This is a genomic window from Streptomyces sp. NPDC023541 (genome assembly GCF_055559995.1).
In genome coordinates this window covers 1-16,425 of record NZ_JBVHJO010000015.1, presented here as the reverse complement: position 1 = coordinate 16,425, position 16,425 = coordinate 1, and the positions used below count along the sequence as shown (strand labels likewise).

Below are 16,425 nucleotides of genomic sequence, written 5' to 3'. Positions count from 1 at the left end.
CATGTCCGCGCCGGTTACGCCTCCCAGACTGCGGCGGCCGTGCGGTCGTCGGCGTAGCCCTTGAGGCGGAGCTGGGTGTCCGCGAGGAACGCGGCGAGGCCGGGCGGCTCCGGCTCGCCCCAGCGGGCGGCGAGCTCCGCCTGGAGGGCGGCCTCCTCCCGCATCGGCTCCGCCAGGCCGCCGGAGCACAGGAGCAGGGTGTCCCCGGGCCTGGCCACGGAGGCCCGGAAGCGGAAGGGGCGGCCGGGCTCCCCGGGCGCCTCGTCGGCTCCGTCGGCGGGGGCGGGGGCGGGGGTCGGCGCGGGTGCGGCCGGAGCGGCGGGAACGGCCGGTTCCAGGTCCTGCCATTGGCCCGAGCGGAGCCGGAAGAGTCCGCCCGCGCCGGAGCCGAAGCACACCCGGGTACGGCACTCGGGGTCCACCGGCAGCAGCAGTCCGCGCAGTCCCGCCGTGTACTCCTCCTCCGCGAGCCCCAGCTCTGCGGCGCGGGCCCGCAGGCGCCCGTAGCCCCGGTCGGTGAGCCGCTGCAGGCCCGAGCGCAGGGCGTCTCGGCGGCCGGCCCGGATGTCGTCGGCCAGCCGGCCCTGGCTGCGGCCGACGGCCGCGGCGACCGTGCGGCACAGGTCGGCGGCGGCCTCGGCGGCGCCGGGCGCGGCCCGGTCCCCGCCGGCGAGGGCCACCAGGACCAGGGCGTCGTCGCCGCTGCCGAAGCGGGCGGTGAGGAGGAAGTCCCGGCGCATCTCGCCGCGGTAGCGGGCGGAGTCACCGCGCAGGGAGGCGGCGCGGAGGGTGTAGCCGCCGTAGCGGGCTCCCTCCAGGACGGTGTCCGGGACCAGGCCGTCGAGGGCGGCCGGGTCCGCGGGCGGGAGCCCGCCCGGTTCGGCGGCGTAGGTGGGTGCGCGGTCGCCGAGGTGCCGCACCTCGGGCCGCTGCCGCGGCGCGGTGACGTCCGGGGCGTCCTGGGCGTCCGGCCCGGGTGCGCGTACGGGTGCGGGCGCCGGGCCGGGGCGGGGCGCGGGCTGCGGGACCTCCTCGGTCCGGTCTTCCGGGCGCGGCGCCCGGGCGCGCCGGGTGGGCAGCTCAGGGCCGGGCGCCGGCGGCACCTCGACGCCCCCGAGGGCGTAGCCGGTGGCGCCGCCGGTACGGGGATCGCGCGGCTGGGCCCCGTGCCAGGGCGGCGCCGCAGGCGGTGGCGGGCCGTACCGCTCGCCGGGCGGTGCAGCGGCCTCCGCGGTGGGCGGCGCGACCGGCGGTGGCCCGGCCGGCGGCGCGGCGGGCGCGCCGGAAGCGACTCCGCGGGCGGGCGGCGGTGCAAACGGCCCGAACCCCGGGCCGGGCGTAGCCCCTTCCGCGCCGGGTGGTGCCGCGGCCTCCGCGGTGGGCGGCGGGACCCGCGGTGGCCCGGCCGGCGCGTCGGGAGCCGCGGCCGGAGGCGGCGGGCCGTGCGTCTCGCCGGGCAACGGCACCTGCACCGCCGGCTGGTCGAGCGCACGGTGCGGGGGCTGCGCCGGGGCGCTCCGCCCGGCAGGCGGCGCGGCAGGCGGCGCGGCAGGCGGCGCGGCAGGCGGCGCGGCAGGCGGCGCGGCAGGCGGCGCGGCAGGCGGCGGGGGCGGGGGCGGCACCTGCGCGGCCGGGGCCGCGGGCAGGCCGTCGGGGGCCGGGCGCGGCGCGGGCACCGGCCCCGCCGCCGGTCGTCGCGGGGGCTCCCGGCGGGCCGCGTCGGGCAGCGGTGGCCGTGCGGGCAGCACGGCGTCCGGCTCCGGTCGCGGGGCCGGCAACGGCCCGCGCCCCGGCCCGGGCCCGAACTCCGCCTCCCGTACCGGCTCCTGCGGCACGGGGGGCGGCGCCTCGGCCGGTTCCGCCGTCACGCCCGCCGCCGACCGGAACCGGTTGTCGAGGGTGTCCCCCGGGTCGGGTGCCGGCCCCGCGTCCGGGTCCTCGTAGAGCTTCTGCCACCAGTCGTCCGCGCCCTGCTGACTCATGCCCTCATTCTCGGCCCCCGGTGGGGGCCGAAAACGCCGAATGCGCGAAAAGGGTCCACCGGCCGCCGCCCGGTGGACCCCTTCCGTCCCGCCCGTACGGATCAGCGGACGTCGTACGCCCGCACGACCGTCTGGATGGCCGTGGGGCCCTTCGCGTCGGTCGCTTCGACCCTCGGCGAGACCTGGGCGACGGCCCGAGGGAGCCGGGGGCGGGGGAGCGGTCGGCGCCGCGGGGCGGGGGCGGGGTGCTGCGCGCCACGTTCACGGCTGCGTCGTGGACCGCGATGAGCGGCACCTTCTGGGTGTGGGCGTCGTCGTCGCCCTGCCGGACGAGCCAGTGACGTCGAAGAGTTCGGCCGGCGGCGAGCGCCGCGACTTCGGGGTGCGAGCGGCTGGGAGCCGTCCGCGCGCGGCATCGCGATGGCGGGGGTGCGGCCGGACGCGTCGGTGGACACCAGGGCCCGGTCACCGGTGACGAGGGGCACGGTGACGGGGGCGGTGGGCTGCTTTCCGGCCGCCCGGCTGCCGACGAGGAGTCCCTTCCCCGCTCCGGGCGCTCCGTCGGCCCACTGCTGCGCCGTCGACGGGCCGACGACGGTGACGGCGAGGACGGCCGCTGTGGCCGCCCCGATCGCCGTGCGCGGATAAGGGGCGCATCGCTCTCCCCGGTTGAATTCCGGCCAACTGCTGCATTGCACGGCAAAGCTGCCGCGCAAATGGCTTCTGACCTACGGATGTTGGTGCTGCGGTGGCGCAACCTTGGCACAGGGGCGGGGGGTGCGGCGATGATGTCGGCGGCGGGATTGCGCCGTGGCCGCTTCCCGCCGGGCGTCGTGTCGAAAGGTGGTGGACGGGTTGCTGGGTGCCATAGGCCTGGACGAGGGCCAGGAGTCCGCGTACCGCGCGCTGGTGGCGCTGGGCGCGGCCGAGGTCCCCGACCTCGCGCACCGGCTGACCCTGCCGGTGCCGCAGACCGAACGGGCCTTGCGCCACTTGGAGCGGCACGGGCTGGCGGCGCAGTCCTCGGCGCGGCCGGGGCGCTGGGTGGCGGCCCCGCCGGGGGTGGCGCTCGGGGCCCTGCTGACCCACCAGCGGCACGAGCTGGAACAGGCGGAGCGGGCGGCGGCGCTGCTGGCGGAGGAGTACCGGGCGGAGGCGGCCGAACGGGCGGTGCACGACCTCGTGGAGGTGGTGCAGGGCGCGAGCGCGGTGGCGCACCGCTTCCACCAGCTCCGACTGGGCGCCGAGAAGGAGGTGTGCGCGCTGGTCAGCGGCCGTCGCCCCCAGGTGGTGAGGGGTACGGACAACGAGGCGGAGGACCGGGCATCGGTGCGCGGGGTCGACCACCGGGTGGTGATCGAGCGGGAGGTGCTGACCCTGCCGAGCGGGATCCGGGAGGCGTCGACGGCGCTGGCCCGGGGCGAGCAGGTCCGGGTGACGGCGGAGGTCCCGACGAGGCTGGTGATCGCGGACCGGACCCTCGCCATGGTCCCGCTGACGGCGCGAGGAGCGGAGCCCGCGGCGCTGGTGGTGCACGCGTCCGGGCTGCTGGAGTCCCTGACGGGGCTGTTCGAGGCGGTGTGGCGGGAGTCGCTGCCGTTGCGGCTGGGGGCGGCAGGTTCGGCGGAGGAGGCCGGGGGCGTCCCCGACGCCACGGATCTGGAGATCCTCTCGCTGCTGCTGGCAGGGATGACGGACGCGAGCGTGGCCAAGCACCTGGAGCTGGGTCTGCGGACGGTGCAGCGGCGGGTCAAGGGCCTGATGGAGCTGTCGGGGGTGACGACCCGGCTGCAGCTGGGCTGGCACGCGTACGAACGTGGCTGGGTGGCCCGGTAGCCACTGGTCGGGCACGCTGGGCGGGTGGACGTGCCGCAGCTGCTCCTGGTGGGTCTGGTGCTGCTGCTCGGGCTGGTCGGGGTACTGGTTCCGGGTGTGCCCGGGACCTGGCTGGTGTGGGCCGGACTGCTGCGGTGGGCGCTGCACGAGCGGCCGGCGCCGGCGTGGTCGCTGCTTCGCGGCGACGGCCCTGCTGCTCGTGGTCCAGGCGGTGAAGTGGCAGCTGCCGCCGCGGCGGCCCCGCGGACTCCCGGTCACCCCCCGGACGGCGGTCTTCGCGGGCGCGGTGCGGTCCTGGGCTTCGTCCTGGTCCCGGTGTTGGGGGCGGTTCCGGGCTTCGTGGGCGGCGTCTACCTCTGCGAGCGGCTCCGCCTGGGCGGGCACGGCGAGGCCTGGACGTCGACGCGTGCGGTGATGCGTGCGGTGGGCACGAGCGTGCTGGTGGAACTGTTCGCGTGCCTGCTGGTGGTGGGGGCATGGGTGGGCGCGGTGTCCGCGGCGTAGCTCCGGGCCCGATCAGGGGATCTCCTCGCGCGGGAACGGGCGCAGGGCTCCGAGGAGCGCGCCGGCGCAGGTGTCGCGCAGCTCGGCGCGCGTACAGGTCTCGGTGGTGAGCCGGTCGAGGCGCAGCACCCGGACGAACACGCCGGGCGGCTGCTGTCGCTGGCAGTGCACGGATGGCCGCAAGGGTTCCAGGTGGGCCTCCTCGTCGTCGAACTGGCCCTGCCGCCGCGGTACTTCCTGCTGGCGGGCGCCGGCGAGGGGGCCCGCCCCCCAGTCAAGATCATCAAGGGTGCAGAATGACCCGTATGCCCATGACGAACGCTCCGAAGACGGCAACGATCGACGATGCCCGCATGGTCGGCCGCACGCTGGCCGCCGCCTTCGAGGACGACCCGATGATGCGCTGGTTCTTCCCCGAAGACGCCTCTCGCGAGGCGGGAATGAGCCGCTACTTCACCACGCTGTTCACCCGGCAGTACGTCCATCACGGCGTGTGCGAGCGCACCGACGCCGCGGCCTCCTTCTGGGTGGCGCCCGAGGGCCGGGCGAAGGCCGTACCCGACGCGGAGACCGTCCAGGAGCTCCAGGACATCCTCGGCGACCGGGCCGCGTTGTTCCGCGAGGCCGTCGAGGAGGCCGTGCAGCACGCCCCGACCGAGCCGCACTGGTACCTGGCGGTGATCGGCGCCGACCCCGCCGCCCGCGGCCAGGGGCACGGGGCGGCCCTGCTGCGCTCGGGTCTGGCGCAGGCCGACGCGGCGGGCCTGCCGGTGTACCTGGAGTCCTCCAAGCCCGACAACCTGCCCTTCTACGAGCACTTCGGCTTCACCGTGCTCGGGCGAGCGCGGCTCCCCGGAGGCGGCCCGGCCCTGTGGGCGATGCGCCGCGCACCACGCACCCCGGCCGGGGCCTGACACCGCCGCCCGGTGCCGGCCGCCGCCGGCCCGGCACCGGGCACGGCGAGCCGGGGGCGGTCCCGGCGAACAGGGCTACGCTCGAAGGCCCTGAGGCCTGCCGCTGTCACCGTCCCGCCGGGGAGCCGCCATGGACACGCCCGCACCGAACGCACCCGCACCGAACACACCCGCCGAGCCGGTGGACGACGCCGGCGAGCCGGCCTGCCTGCTGCACCTCGTCTGCGACGCATGCGGATGCCTCGACCCCGGCCGCGCCACCCCCGACTGCCCCCGGTGCAGCGCCCCCTTCGACCACTAGACCGTTTCCTTCAGACCGCTTCCTCCAGGTCGTCGGGGCCGCCGGTCGATGCCCGCGGGCAACGGGCGGCGCCCCGGGAAGCGGACCGCTGGGGGCCGCTCCCGGGGCGCCGTGTCGTACGGGCCGCGCCGGTGGTTCAGTTCGTCTGGTAGACGCCGAAGATGTCGACCACGAGGTCGATGTCGTCCCAGCCCCGGTTCCAGAAGTCGACGATGCCGTTGTCCCCCATGCCGGCCTGGACCAGGTTCGGGACGGTCTCGGACCGCTTCCAGTTCAGGTTGGAGGAGTTGGGCGGGGTGGGCCAGCCGGCCCAGCCGCCCTGGTAGGCGCTCAGCGTGTTCGGGTCCGGGGAGACCGTGAGGTACCCCTCGCCCCGGGTGTTGGTGACCGTCGCGTTCAGCACGTAGGCCGTGTTGGCGGGGCGCTGGGTGGACAGCGGCATGTAGATGTAGCCCTGGCCCTCCAGCGGGCCCCACTCCCAGTCCGAGCTGTCACGGGTGTCGAGCAGACGCTCCGGGACGAAGGGCAGGTAGGCGCCCCGGCTGCCGACGCGGTAGTAGCCGACGACGTCGACGATCACGTCGGTTCCGCTCCAGGCGCCGTTGCGGAAGTTGACCGAGCCGTCGGGGCCGACCGGCACGATCACGGAGTTCGCGACCGTCTGGCCGGCGCGGAAGTTGACGTTGGACGTGATCGGGACACTGCCCCCGCTGGGGAACACCGTCAGGTGGCCGGCCTCGCGCGGGTTCGTGACCGTCACGTTCAGCGCGACCGCCGTGGCGTCGTCCGGGATGCCGTCCCGGCCGGCGAACTTGGTGCCGAAAGTGGCCTGCCCGCGGACCTGGCCCTGCGCGGTGCCCGTGCCGTTGCGGGTGTCGACGAAGCGCGACGGGTTGATCGGCGTGTAGCCGCTGGACGTGGTCCGGGTGAAGTAGCCGGTGACGTCGGCGATCAGGTCGACCGACTCCCAGCCGCCGTTGTACAGGTCGACGTAGCCGTTCCTGTCGACCGGCACGATGACCAGGTTCGGGACGGTCTGCCCCTTGGCGAAGTTGACGTTCGACGTGTTCGGACGCTCACTGCCCTCGGGCCAGACCGTCACGTGGCCGGCGCTGTTGGTGTTGGTGGCGGTGACGTTGAGCACCACGGCCGTGACCCCCGTGGGGATGTCGCCGTTGCCGGAGATCCTCACCCGGGTGGTGCCGTACGCGGGGATCTTGGCCTTCGGCCCGCCCGTGCCGTTGCGGGTGTCCAGGAGACGGGTCGGCTTGTACGGCGTGAAGTCGGAACCCGGCGTGACGACGGCGAGCGAGTTGCTGCCCCGCTCGCCCGTACCGTCCTTCAAGGTGACCTTGATCGTGTAGGCGCCGATCTCCGAATAGGAGTGGGCCACGGTCTGGTTGGTGGGACCGTAGGTGTCGAACACGTCGTAGCTGCCGTCGCCCCACTCGATGAACGCCGAGATCTGGGCGTCCGGGTCGATGCTGACGGCGAGGCTCAGGCTGATCCCGCGGGCGCTGGTGCCCTTGGCGGACAGCCCGACCGTCGGCTCCGAGGCGGCGCTCCCCTGCGCCTGGGCGTCGCCCTTGCCGGCGGGCCGGACGGTACGCTCGGCGGCGCTCGTGAAGGTGCTGAAGTTCGACGCCGCGGCCTTGCCGAGGTCCGCGTCCGGAGCGCTCAGCCCGTGCGCGTCGGGCTTGGCCGGGCCGTCGGCCTGGGCCATGCCAGGGACGAGACCTACGCCGGCCGCGATGACGGCGGCGGAAACTATGAGTCGGCGATTGCGCACCGGCCCCCCATTTTCTGTTGATGCTTGAACGGGTTCGAAAGCTCGCCCAGAGTACACAGGGAACGGGCCGGTTGATCACCCAATATCGGCGCGGGAACGACCGGCCCAGATCCCGGCCCAGATCCCGGCCCAGATCCCGGCCCAGATCCCGGCCCAGGTCCCGGTCCAGGTCCCGCCCAGCGAGGCCGAACTCGGCTGCCTCCGCTCCCGGCGCCCGGGGCGTCCGGCCACGGTGGACGCGGCCGGGCAACCGCGGGTGAACCCGGTGGGGTTCTTCCCCTTCCACGCGTGGGGGCTCTGAGCGGCCACCCCGGGCCGCCCCGCCGTCGGGCCGGGCAGCCCGGCGGCGGGGCGGTCGGGTCAGACCCGGTTGCCGCGCTTGGCGGAGTAGTTGGCCCGGCCCTCCGCCGACTTCAGCCGCCAGTCGCGGCGGATCTCCGACCGCAGCCGGGCGTCCGTCTTCGCCACGATCCGCTGGTTCTCCCGCAGGAGCTTGCGGTAGCTCTCCAGGCGCCGTTCCGGCAGGGCCCCCGATTCCAACGCGGCGAGCACCGCGCATCCCGGCTCCGCCTCGTGGGCGCAGTCGTGGAAGCGGCACTGCGCGGCGTAGTCCTCGATCTCGGAGAAGACCTGCCCGACGCCCGCCTCCGCGTCGAACAGCCCGACGCCGCGCAGGCCCGGGGTGTCGATGAGGACCCCTCCGCCCGGCAGGACGAGGAGGTTGCGGGTGGTCGTGGTGTGACGGCCCTTGCCGTCGACGTCACGGGTGGCCTGGACCTCCATGGCCTCCGTGCCGAGCAGCGCGTTCGCCAGGGTGGACTTGCCCGCGCCGGAGACGCCCAGCAGGACGCTGGTGCCGTCGGCGACGATCGCACCCAGGACGTCGGTGCCCTCCCCGGTGTGGGAGGAGACGGTGAGGACCTGGACGCCCGGGGCGGTGGTCTCCACGTCCTGGACCAGGTGGCCGAGGGTGACCGGGTCCGGGACGAGGTCCGCCTTGGTGAGGACGATCAGCGGCTGCGCCCCCGACTCCCAGGCCAGGGCCAGGAAGCGCTCGATGCGCCCCAGGTCGAGCTCCACGGCGAGGGATACCGCGATGATCACGTGGTCGACGTTCGCGGCGAGGATCTGCCCCTCGGACCGCTGCGACGAGGTGGAGCGCACGAAGGCGGTCCGGCGCGGCAGGTATGCCTTCACGTACCGCGGGTTGCCCGCGGTCTCGACTGCGGCCCAGTCCCCCGTGCAGATGACGCGCAGCGGGTCGTGGGGGGTGACGAAGGCGGTGTCGGCGCGGACGATGCCGTCGGCGGTCAGTACGTCGCACTGACCGCGGTCGACGCGTACGACACGGCCGGGTACGAGGCCCTGCTCGGCGTACGGGATGAACTCGGCCGCCCACGCGTCGTCCCAGCCGAGGGGGGTGAGGGTGTGCGAGAGCGAGGCCTGCGGGAAAGCGGAGAAAGACAAGGGGAACCCTTCACAGGGTGGCCCCGGCCGCACGCGCCCGCCCTGCGGCGGCACGCGAAGAGAGGTGTGAGGTCAGCCGGAGACCACGGAGGTCACATCGATGGTCTTCTGAGTGCGGGCAGCGCCCTGCGCAATGACAGTCATCAATGAACTCACCTCCGGGTCATACACGTTGCCGTGGTCCCTCACCGCTCGGCGGGAACGTCCCCACCGTAACAAGCACGCTCGCGTCGGGGCCACTCCTTTTCCCCGAGACGTTTCCCGGGAGGTTCTCCGCGCCGTTTTCCGCCTCGTCAGCCGAGTGCCCCGCCGAGGCGCCGGGCCAGCACCTGTCCCGGCCAGTCCCCGGACAGGAAGCGGTCGGTGGGCGTGAAGCCGCTGCGTTCGTAGAACGCGACCAGTTCGCCCCCGCCGCCCGCCCAGCAGTCGACCCGCAGGAGGGTGATGCCGGCCCCCAGGGTCTCCTCGGCGGCGTGCGCCAGCAGTGCGGCGCCGATGCCCCGGCCGGCGTGCCGCCGGTCGGAGACCAGCAGCCGCACGTACCGCTCGGGCTCCCCGGCCGGTGCGATCGGCAGCTGCGGGCTGGGCCCGGAGTCCAGCACCAGGGCTCCGACGGGCACCCCGTCCAGCTCCGCGACGTACGGGGTGTTCTCTGTGGTGTAGCGCTCCACCCGCTCCGTGCCGCCGGGCCGCCGCGAGTACGGGACCGTGCCCCACTGCTCGGTGTTCCCGCGGGCGTTCATCCAGGCCACGGCGGAGTCGAGCATGTCCAGCAGGGCCGGTGCGTCCGCCGGGCCGCCCGGTCGGATCCGTATCGTGTGTGCGCTGTCGTTCATTTCCGGAAGCCTATGCGCGGAAGCGGACCGGCAGGTGCTTGACGCCGTTGGCGAAGTCCGAGCGCAGCCGCCGGACTTCGCCGGTGAGCTCGAAGTCGGTGTGGTGGCGCGGGAGTTCCCGGGTCAGCGCCTTGATCCGGGTGCGGGCCAGGCCCGCGCCCGGGCAGAAGTGCGTTCCCCCACCGAGGGCGAGGTGCTCTTGGGCGTACGGCGCATGTCGGGCCCGCACGGCCGGGGCGGGGCGGCCCGGGAGCCGCCGCGCCGGGTGTGCGCCGTCCGCCCGGCGGCGGGCGTCGACGGGCCGGAACGCGGCAGGGGCGGCGCCGCCCCCGCACTCGTCCGGCTTCCCGACACAGCAAGCGCGCACATCTGACGCACCGTCAATCCTCGTGCGCTGCCCGGTCCGGGACGCGGGGCAGCCGGTGCTGCTGGCGGGCAGGACCGGGTGGACGGTGTCCGTTTCGTTCAAGACCGCGGAGCCCGGGATGCCTAGCCTGCCGGCATGACTCCACGACTCGACATGATCGGCATGGTCGTCTCCGACATGGCCGCCTCGCTCGCCTTCTACCGCCGCCTCGGCCTGGACGTGCCGGCCGAGGCCGACGGCCTCCCCCACGTCGAGGCCACGCTCCCGGGAGGGCTGCGCATCGGCTGGGACACCGAGGAGACCGTCCGGTCCTTCGACCCGTCCTGGACCCCGCCCACCGGCGAGGGCCGCCGGGACCTGGCCTTCCTGTGCGACTCCCCCGCCGAGGTGGACGCCCTGTACGACGACCTGACCCGGGCCGGCTACCGAGGCCATCTGAAGCCCTGGGACGCCTTCTGGGGGCAGCGCTACGCCGTGGTCCTCGACCCGGACGGCTGCGGCGTCTCCCTCTTCGCCCCGGCGGCGCCCCCCGAGTAGGCGGTCAGCGTGGTCCCGGCCAGCGCGCGCACCTCGCGCGCGAGGTGGGCCTGGTCGGCGTAGCCGGCCGCGTGCGCCACCTCGGCGTACGGCAGGCCCCCGTCCGCCAGGGCCAGGGCCAGGGCCCGGCGCAGGCGCAGGATGCGGCCGAGCTTGCGCGGTCCGTACCCGAAGGCGTCCAGGGAGCGCCGGTGCAGCCGCCGCTCCCCCAGGCCCGCCGCGGCCGCGATCGCGGCCACCGGCTGCCCGGCCCGCAGCCGGGCTACGACCTCGGCGGCCAAGGGGTCGGCCGGCCCGGTGTCGGCCGCGCGGGCCCGGGCCACTGCTTCGAGGCCTGCGCGCGGGTCCCCGTACGCCGCCACCAGTCCGGTGAGGCGGCGTACCTCCCGGGCGGGCCACAGGTCGGCGAGCGCGACCCGCCGGTCCCGCAGGACGTGCGCCGGTACGCCGAGCAGCGCGGGCGCGGTGCCGGGCGCGAGCCGGATCCCGGCGACGGCCCCCGCGTGCACTTCCCCGGCGGGATGGGGTCCTGTGTCGGGCCCGGCCACGAGGAGCCGTCCGCCGGCCCAGAGCAGGTCCATGCACCCGTCGGGCAGCACCACGCCGGCGCCGCCCTCGACCTGCCACAGCACGGCTCCCGGCACGCCGGCCGACGCTGTCTCCTCGTACACGGCTCCAGGCTACGCCCGCCCCTCCCGTGCGATCGGCCCGGCCGGGCCGCCGTGCGCCCTGGCCCGCCCCGCCCCGCCGCCCCGGCCGCCCCCCGCTCGGGCTGTCAGTGCTTGCGCAGGCGCGAGTGGTAGTCCTCCGGCGGCAGGAACTTCGACCAGCGTTCCGGGAACTCCGACGGCATGGCGTCGTCCTCGTCGTCCTCCGACTCGCCCTCCGCCATCGCCCGCCAGGCGGCGGCCCGCGCGATGAGCTGCGCGGCCTCCGCCTCCCGGATCCGCTCGTTCGCCTCGCGCGCCGCCGCCGTGGCCACCGACGGCCAGACGCGGTCGATGGCGGCGTTCACGGCCGCGCCGACGAGCACCGCGAAGGCCGAGATGCCGATCCAGAGGAGGACGGCGACGGGCGCGGCCAGGGAGCCGTAGATGGTCGGCCCCTCCACGGTGTTGGTGAGGTAGATCCGCAGCAGGAACGAGCCCAGCACCCACATGGCCAGTGCCACCAGCGCGCCCGGCACGTCCTCGATCCACGGCGAGCGCACGGGCACGGACACGTGGTAGAGCGTCGTCAGGAAGGCGATGGACAGCAGGGTCACGGTCGGCCAGTACAGGACGGCGATCACCTCGGTGCCCCACGGCACGAGCCGGACGACGGCGTCCGGGCCGACCACCATCAGCGGCAGCACGATGGCGCCGATCAGCAGGGCGATGACGTAGAGCAGGAAGGCCAGCAGCCGGGTCTTGACGATGCCGCGGTGGCCGTCGAGCCCGTACATCACGGTGATGGTGTCGATGAAGACGTTGACGGCGCGGGATCCCGACCACAGGGCGAAGGCGAATCCGAGGGAGATCAGGTCGGGCCGGCCACTGCGGGTGACGTCGTCCAGGAGGGGTCTGGCGATGTCGTTGACGCCGCGGTCGGACAGGACCGTGCCGACCGCGCGCAGGATGTTCTCCTCGATGCTCTCGACGGTACGGGTGTCCGTCCACCCGTCGACGTAGCCGAGCAGGCCCAGCAGGCCCAGGAAGAGCGGGGGCAGCGAGAGCAGGGTGAAGAACGCCGCCTCGGCCGCGAGCCCGAGGATCCGGTACTCGATGCACGAGTTGACGGTGTCCTTCAACAGCAGCCAGCCCATCTTCCGCTTCGAGACGTTGCGGTAGAGGGCGCGGGCCCGGTGGAGCCGTCCTGGGATCCGCTCGGGTGTTTCTTTTGCTGGCTGCACGTCCTTACGGTATCCGCATGGCAGCCACCACCCACACAGTCAGCAACCAGGCCCCGCCCCTGGTGGGCTACGACGTCTACGGCGGCGATCGGGCCCTCACCGAGGGCGTCGAGCGTCACCTGGCGTCCGCGGATCCCGAACTCCTCGGCGAGGTACGGGCGGAGCTCGCGGACCTCGGGCGCGCGGCCGGTTCCGCGCAGGCCCAGGAATGGGGCGCGCAGGCGAACGAGAACCCTCCGAAACTGCGCACGCACGACCGGTACGGGAACCGTATCGACGAGGTGGAGTTCCACCCGGCCTGGCACCGGCTGCTCGGGCACGCGGTGTCCTCCGGGCTGACCGACGCCTGGGGCCGGCCGGCCGGGCACCTGCGCCGCGCCGCCGGGTTCTTCCTGTGGTCGCAGGCGGAGGCCGGCCACGGTTGCCCCGTCTCGATGACGCACGCGGCCGTGCCGGCCCTGCGGGCCGATCCGTCGATCGCAGCCGAGTGGGAGCCGCGGCTGACCTCGCACGTGTACGAGGAGGGCCTGCGGCCGGCGGCGCGGAAGGCCGGCGTGCTCTTCGGCATGGGGATGACCGAGAAGCAGGGCGGCAGCGACGTACGGGCCAACACGACGGCCGCCGTGCCGCTGGGCGCGTCCGGCGAGTACCTGCTGACCGGGCACAAATGGTTCTGTTCGGCGCCGATGTGCGACGGCTTCCTGGTGCTGGCACAGGCTCCGGGCGGGCTGACCTGCTTCCTGGTGCCGCGGGTGCTGGAGGACGGCACGCGCAACGTCTTCGCGATCCAGCGGCTGAAGGACAAGCTGGGCAACAAGTCGAACGCGTCGAGCGAGGTCGAGTTCGACGGGACGTGGGCGCGACGGGTCGGCGAGGAGGGCCGCGGGGTGCGGACCATCATCGAGATGGTCGCGGCGACCCGGCTGGACTGCGTCATCGGCTCGGCCGCGCTGATGCGGCAGTCGCTGACGCAGGCGGTGCACCATGCGGAGCACCGCTCTGCTTTCGGAGCACCGCTCATCGACCAGCCGCTGATGCGCAACGTGCTCGCGGACCTCGCCCTGGAGTCGGAGGCCGCCACCACCCTGACGCTGCGCCTGGCCGCCGCCTACGACGCCGGGACCGAGCAGGAGAAGGCCTTCCTGCGCCTGGCCGTGCCCGCCGCGAAGTACTGGGTGACGAAGCGGTGTACGCCGATGGTGGCCGAAGCCCTGGAGTGTCTGGGTGGCAACGGCTACGTCGAGGAGTCCGGGCTGCCGAGACTGCTGCGCGAATCCCCGCTCAACTCCATCTGGGAGGGCTCGGGCAACGTCCAGGCCCTGGACGTGCTGCGCGCCCTCCAGCGGGAGCCGCAGGCGCTGAACGCCTTCCTCCAGGAGGTGGGCCTGGCCCGGGGCGCCGACCACCGGCTGGATTCGGCGATCAAGGACCTGCTGACGGATCTCGCCGATCTGGAGGGCATCGAGGCGCGGGCCCGCCGGGTCGTGGAGCGCATGGCTCTGGTGCTGCAGGGATCGCTGCTGGTCCGATGGGCTCCGCCGGAGGTCGCGGACGCCTTCTGCGCCTCGCGGCTGGGCGGTGACTGGGGTACGGCCTTCGGCACGCTGCCGCACAGCCTGGATCTGCGCGCGGTCGTGGAACGGGCGCGGATCGCGCGCTAGGGAGGAGCCCCCGTCGGGCTCCCCTGCGGTCCCCAAACCGCTCCGAGCCGGGATCCGGGCCCGTCGACCGGCCCAGAGGTGGCGCCGCGCCGACTCGGCACCACCTCTGATCCGAAGCCCCGAGGAGGAGCTGTCACGCCGCTCGGGCGGCGTGCGGACATTTTCGGTCGGGCGGACGGAACTTGGCGAGGGTTGCATACCGTTGCAACCTGTGAGTCGGCAGCCGCCCGTCGGGGGCGCCGGGGGGAAGCGGTTCGAGGCGCCGCGGACCGGCACCTGGGGAACCGCCGGGCGGCCGGCGTCGTACGTCCTGTTCGCACGGGGAGGTTCCGGTGGCCGACACCACAGGCATCACGGTCGATGTGGCACGCATCTCGGCCATGCACCCTCGGGAGGCCACGCGCCTGCTCAAGGGGGTGCGCGCGGCCGCGCTGGCGGGCGACCGCCCGCCGGCCGCGCCCCGGCCGGAGATCGCGGAGTCCTGGCGCCGCATGCTGGCCGGCGGGGTGCACCCGGACCGGGACGCGCGCTCGCGGATGCTGTCGGCCGCCGAGACGGAGGAGCGGCGCCACGTCTCCCCGCTGCGGGAGGTCCTTCCCGTGCTGCGGGAGGGCCTGCTGCCCGCGCTCGACGGGGCGCTCCACATCATGGTCGTCGCGGACGCGGACGGGAGGCTGCTGTGGCGGGAGGGCCACACGTCCATCCTGCGCAAGGCGGACCGGCTCGGCTTCGCGGTCGGGGCCGACTGGGACGAGGCCGTCGTCGGCACGAACGGTGTGGGGACCGCCCTGGTGGCCCGGCGGCCGGTCCAGGTGTTCTCGGCGGAGCACTTCGTCTCCAGCCACCACGACTGGACCTGCGCCGGGGCGCCCGTGCGCGACCCGCGGGACGGCCGGCTGCTGGGCGTGGTCGACGTCAGCGGGCCGCTGGCCACCATGCATCCGGCGACGCTGGCCTGGGTGAGCTCGGTGGCCCGGCTCGCGGAACGGGAGCTGCGGATCCGGCACCTGGAGTCGCTGGAGCGGCTGCGGGCGGTGGCGGCCCCGCTGCTGGCCCGGCTGCCCGGACGGGCGCTGGCCGTGGACCCGCACGGCTGGACGGCCGCGGTGACGGGGCTGGCCCCGGCGGACCGGATCCCCCTGCCGAAGGACTTCGCGCCGGGCCGGGTGTGGCTGCCGCAGCTCGGCGACTGTGTGGCAGAGCCGCTGCCCGGCGGCTGGCTGCTGCGGGTCGCGCCGGACCGTACGGGCACGGCCGCGACCCGGGTCGTACTGGACCTCAGCCGGTCGGGTTCCTGGTCGGCGACGGTGTACGGGTCGTCCGGGAGCTGGTCGCAGGAGCTGAGCCCGCGCCACGCGGAGCTGCTGTTCCTGCTGGCGGAGAGCCCGCGGGGGCGCTCGGCGGCGGAGCTGTCGGCGGAGGTCTTCGGTGACCCGGCCCGTACGGTGACGGTGCGGGCGGAGCTGTCGCGCGTACGCCGCCACCTCGCGGGCGTCCTGGCCCACCGGCCGTACCGCTTCGCGGAGGACGTCGAGGTGGAGCTGCTCCGCCCCGAGGACCCGGCCGCGCTGCTCCCGCACTCCACCGCCCCGGCGGTGGTCCGGGCCCGCCTGGGCCGGACGGGACCCGGCATGATTCCCTGAGCTGCATGAGCACTATCACACTCACCACCTGGTCGTTGGAGATGACCTCTCCGGCGGATCTCATCCCGGCGGCTCCGGCGGGCCCGGAAATATCCATCGTGCGGTCGGAGGTGCCCTCCCCCGAGTTCAGCCGCTTCCTCTACGCCTCGGTGGGCGGCGACATCCACTGGACGGACCGGCTGTCCCTGACCCGCGCGCAGTGGGTGGAACAGCTCGGCCGGCCGGGGGTGGAGACGTGGGTGGCGTACGACCGCGGCACGCCGGCCGGGTACGTGGAGCTCGACCCGCAGGACGACGGCGTGGTGGAGATCATGTACTTCGGCCTGCTCCCCGACTTCCGCGGCCGCCGCATCGGGGGGCACCTGCTGTCCGTGGGCGTGGAACGGGCGTGGGACCTCGCGTCGCGCTGGCCGCAGCGCGAGCCGACCCGCCGGGTGTGGGTCCACACCTGCAGCCAGGACGGCCCGACGGCGATGGCGAACTACCAGAGGCGCGGCTTCAAGGTCTTCAGGACGGAGACGGAAGAGAAGGAAGAGACCCCGATCCCGGGCCCCTGGCCGGGCGCGTAGCCGCTGGGCGTGCCCCGCGGATCGCCTCCGGCGGCGGGCCGGTGCCCGCCGCTGCCCTCGCCGGGCACTGCCGCTGATCCCCTCCGGCTGCGGGCCGGTGGCCGCGCCTCAAACGCCGGCGGGGCCGG

17 protein-coding genes are annotated in these 16,425 nt (G+C 74.8%); 9 read left to right on the top strand and 8 right to left on the bottom strand.

Annotated features, from left to right (window positions below; genetic code table 11):
• Nucleotides 1–14: 14 nt before the first annotated feature.
• Nucleotides 15–1,982, bottom strand: coding sequence for a protein phosphatase 2C domain-containing protein (locus ACZ3X1_RS29350; RefSeq protein WP_467281576.1), 1,968 nt, complete (start codon nt 1,980–1,982; stop codon nt 15–17).
• 855 nt (nt 1,983–2,837) lie between these two features.
• Between ACZ3X1_RS29350 and ACZ3X1_RS29345 the strand changes: the two genes are divergently transcribed.
• Together ACZ3X1_RS29345 and ACZ3X1_RS29340 are read left to right on the top strand one after the other, a co-directional pair.
• Nucleotides 2,838–3,818, top strand: a complete 981-nt coding sequence (locus ACZ3X1_RS29345; protein ID WP_467281575.1) for a helix-turn-helix domain-containing protein — start codon at nt 2,838–2,840, stop codon at nt 3,816–3,818.
• Nucleotides 3,819–3,842: 24 nt separating this feature from the next.
• Nucleotides 3,843–4,322, top strand: a complete 480-nt coding sequence (locus ACZ3X1_RS29340; protein ID WP_467281574.1) for a DUF456 domain-containing protein — start codon at nt 3,843–3,845, stop codon at nt 4,320–4,322.
• Nucleotides 4,323–4,334: 12 nt separating this feature from the next.
• Here ACZ3X1_RS29340 and ACZ3X1_RS29335 read toward each other — a convergent pair whose 3' ends face one another.
• Nucleotides 4,335–4,493 (bottom strand): hypothetical protein, encoded by a 159-nt coding sequence (locus tag ACZ3X1_RS29335; protein ID WP_467281573.1) that lies wholly within the window; start codon nt 4,491–4,493, stop codon nt 4,335–4,337.
• Between ACZ3X1_RS29335 and ACZ3X1_RS29330 the strand changes: the two genes are divergently transcribed.
• From ACZ3X1_RS29330 to ACZ3X1_RS29320, 3 genes are all read left to right on the top strand, one after another.
• Nucleotides 4,488–4,622, top strand: coding sequence for a hypothetical protein (locus tag ACZ3X1_RS29330; RefSeq protein ID WP_467281572.1), 135 nt, complete (start codon nt 4,488–4,490; stop codon nt 4,620–4,622). The genes ACZ3X1_RS29335 and ACZ3X1_RS29330 overlap by 6 nt on opposite strands.
• Complete coding sequence (locus ACZ3X1_RS29325; protein WP_467281571.1) at nt 4,619–5,236, top strand: GNAT family N-acetyltransferase; 618 nt, start codon at nt 4,619–4,621, stop codon at nt 5,234–5,236. The genes ACZ3X1_RS29330 and ACZ3X1_RS29325 overlap by 4 nt, the downstream gene beginning before the upstream one ends.
• 130 nt (nt 5,237–5,366) lie before the next feature.
• Nucleotides 5,367–5,537 carry a hypothetical protein gene (locus ACZ3X1_RS29320; protein WP_467281570.1) on the top strand — a complete coding sequence of 57 codons (171 nt, stop codon included), beginning with the start codon at nt 5,367–5,369 and terminating at the stop codon, nt 5,535–5,537.
• 136 nt (nt 5,538–5,673) lie between these two features.
• Here ACZ3X1_RS29320 and ACZ3X1_RS29315 read toward each other — a convergent pair whose 3' ends face one another.
• From ACZ3X1_RS29315 to ACZ3X1_RS29300, 4 genes are all read right to left on the bottom strand, one after another.
• On the bottom strand, nt 5,674–7,260 hold the full coding sequence (locus ACZ3X1_RS29315) for a hypothetical protein (protein ID WP_467281569.1): 1,587 nt from the start codon (nt 7,258–7,260) through the stop codon (nt 5,674–5,676).
• A gap of 426 nt (nt 7,261–7,686) precedes the next feature.
• Entirely contained in the window at nt 7,687–8,793 is a 1,107-nt protein-coding gene (gene rsgA / locus ACZ3X1_RS29310; RefSeq protein WP_356815565.1) for a ribosome small subunit-dependent GTPase A, read from the bottom strand.
• A 293-nt stretch (nt 8,794–9,086) separates the two neighbouring features.
• Entirely contained in the window at nt 9,087–9,629 is a 543-nt protein-coding gene (locus ACZ3X1_RS29305; RefSeq protein WP_467281568.1) for a GNAT family N-acetyltransferase, read from the bottom strand.
• A gap of 10 nt (nt 9,630–9,639) precedes the next feature.
• Nucleotides 9,640–9,996, bottom strand: coding sequence for a hypothetical protein (locus tag ACZ3X1_RS29300; protein ID WP_467281567.1), 357 nt, complete (start codon nt 9,994–9,996; stop codon nt 9,640–9,642).
• 135 nt (nt 9,997–10,131) lie between these two features.
• Between ACZ3X1_RS29300 and ACZ3X1_RS29295 the strand changes: the two genes are divergently transcribed.
• Nucleotides 10,132–10,533 carry a VOC family protein gene (locus tag ACZ3X1_RS29295; protein WP_467281566.1) on the top strand — a complete coding sequence of 134 codons (402 nt, stop codon included), beginning with the start codon at nt 10,132–10,134 and terminating at the stop codon, nt 10,531–10,533.
• Here the strand turns inward: ACZ3X1_RS29295 and ACZ3X1_RS29290 are convergent.
• Nucleotides 10,464–11,204 (bottom strand): helix-turn-helix domain-containing protein, encoded by a 741-nt coding sequence (locus ACZ3X1_RS29290; RefSeq protein ID WP_467281565.1) that lies wholly within the window; start codon nt 11,202–11,204, stop codon nt 10,464–10,466. The genes ACZ3X1_RS29295 and ACZ3X1_RS29290 overlap by 70 nt on opposite strands.
• A gap of 104 nt (nt 11,205–11,308) precedes the next feature.
• Nucleotides 11,309–12,424, bottom strand: a complete 1,116-nt coding sequence (locus tag ACZ3X1_RS29285; RefSeq protein ID WP_356815558.1) for a YihY/virulence factor BrkB family protein — start codon at nt 12,422–12,424, stop codon at nt 11,309–11,311.
• Between the two features lie 17 nt (nt 12,425–12,441).
• Here ACZ3X1_RS29285 and ACZ3X1_RS29280 point away from each other — a divergent pair, with 17 nt between their 5' ends.
• The 3 genes from ACZ3X1_RS29280 to ACZ3X1_RS29270 all read left to right on the top strand — a co-directional run bounded on the left by ACZ3X1_RS29280 (nt 12,442) and on the right by ACZ3X1_RS29270 (nt 16,297).
• Nucleotides 12,442–14,085, top strand: a complete 1,644-nt coding sequence (locus ACZ3X1_RS29280) for an acyl-CoA dehydrogenase family protein (RefSeq protein ID WP_356815556.1) — start codon at nt 12,442–12,444, stop codon at nt 14,083–14,085.
• A gap of 380 nt (nt 14,086–14,465) precedes the next feature.
• Entirely contained in the window at nt 14,466–15,728 is a 1,263-nt protein-coding gene (locus tag ACZ3X1_RS29275; protein ID WP_356815577.1) for a GAF domain-containing protein, read from the top strand.
• Between the two features lie 5 nt (nt 15,729–15,733).
• Complete coding sequence (locus ACZ3X1_RS29270) at nt 15,734–16,297, top strand: GNAT family N-acetyltransferase (RefSeq protein ID WP_467281564.1); 564 nt, start codon at nt 15,734–15,736, stop codon at nt 16,295–16,297.
• Nucleotides 16,298–16,425: the final 128 nt, after the last annotated feature.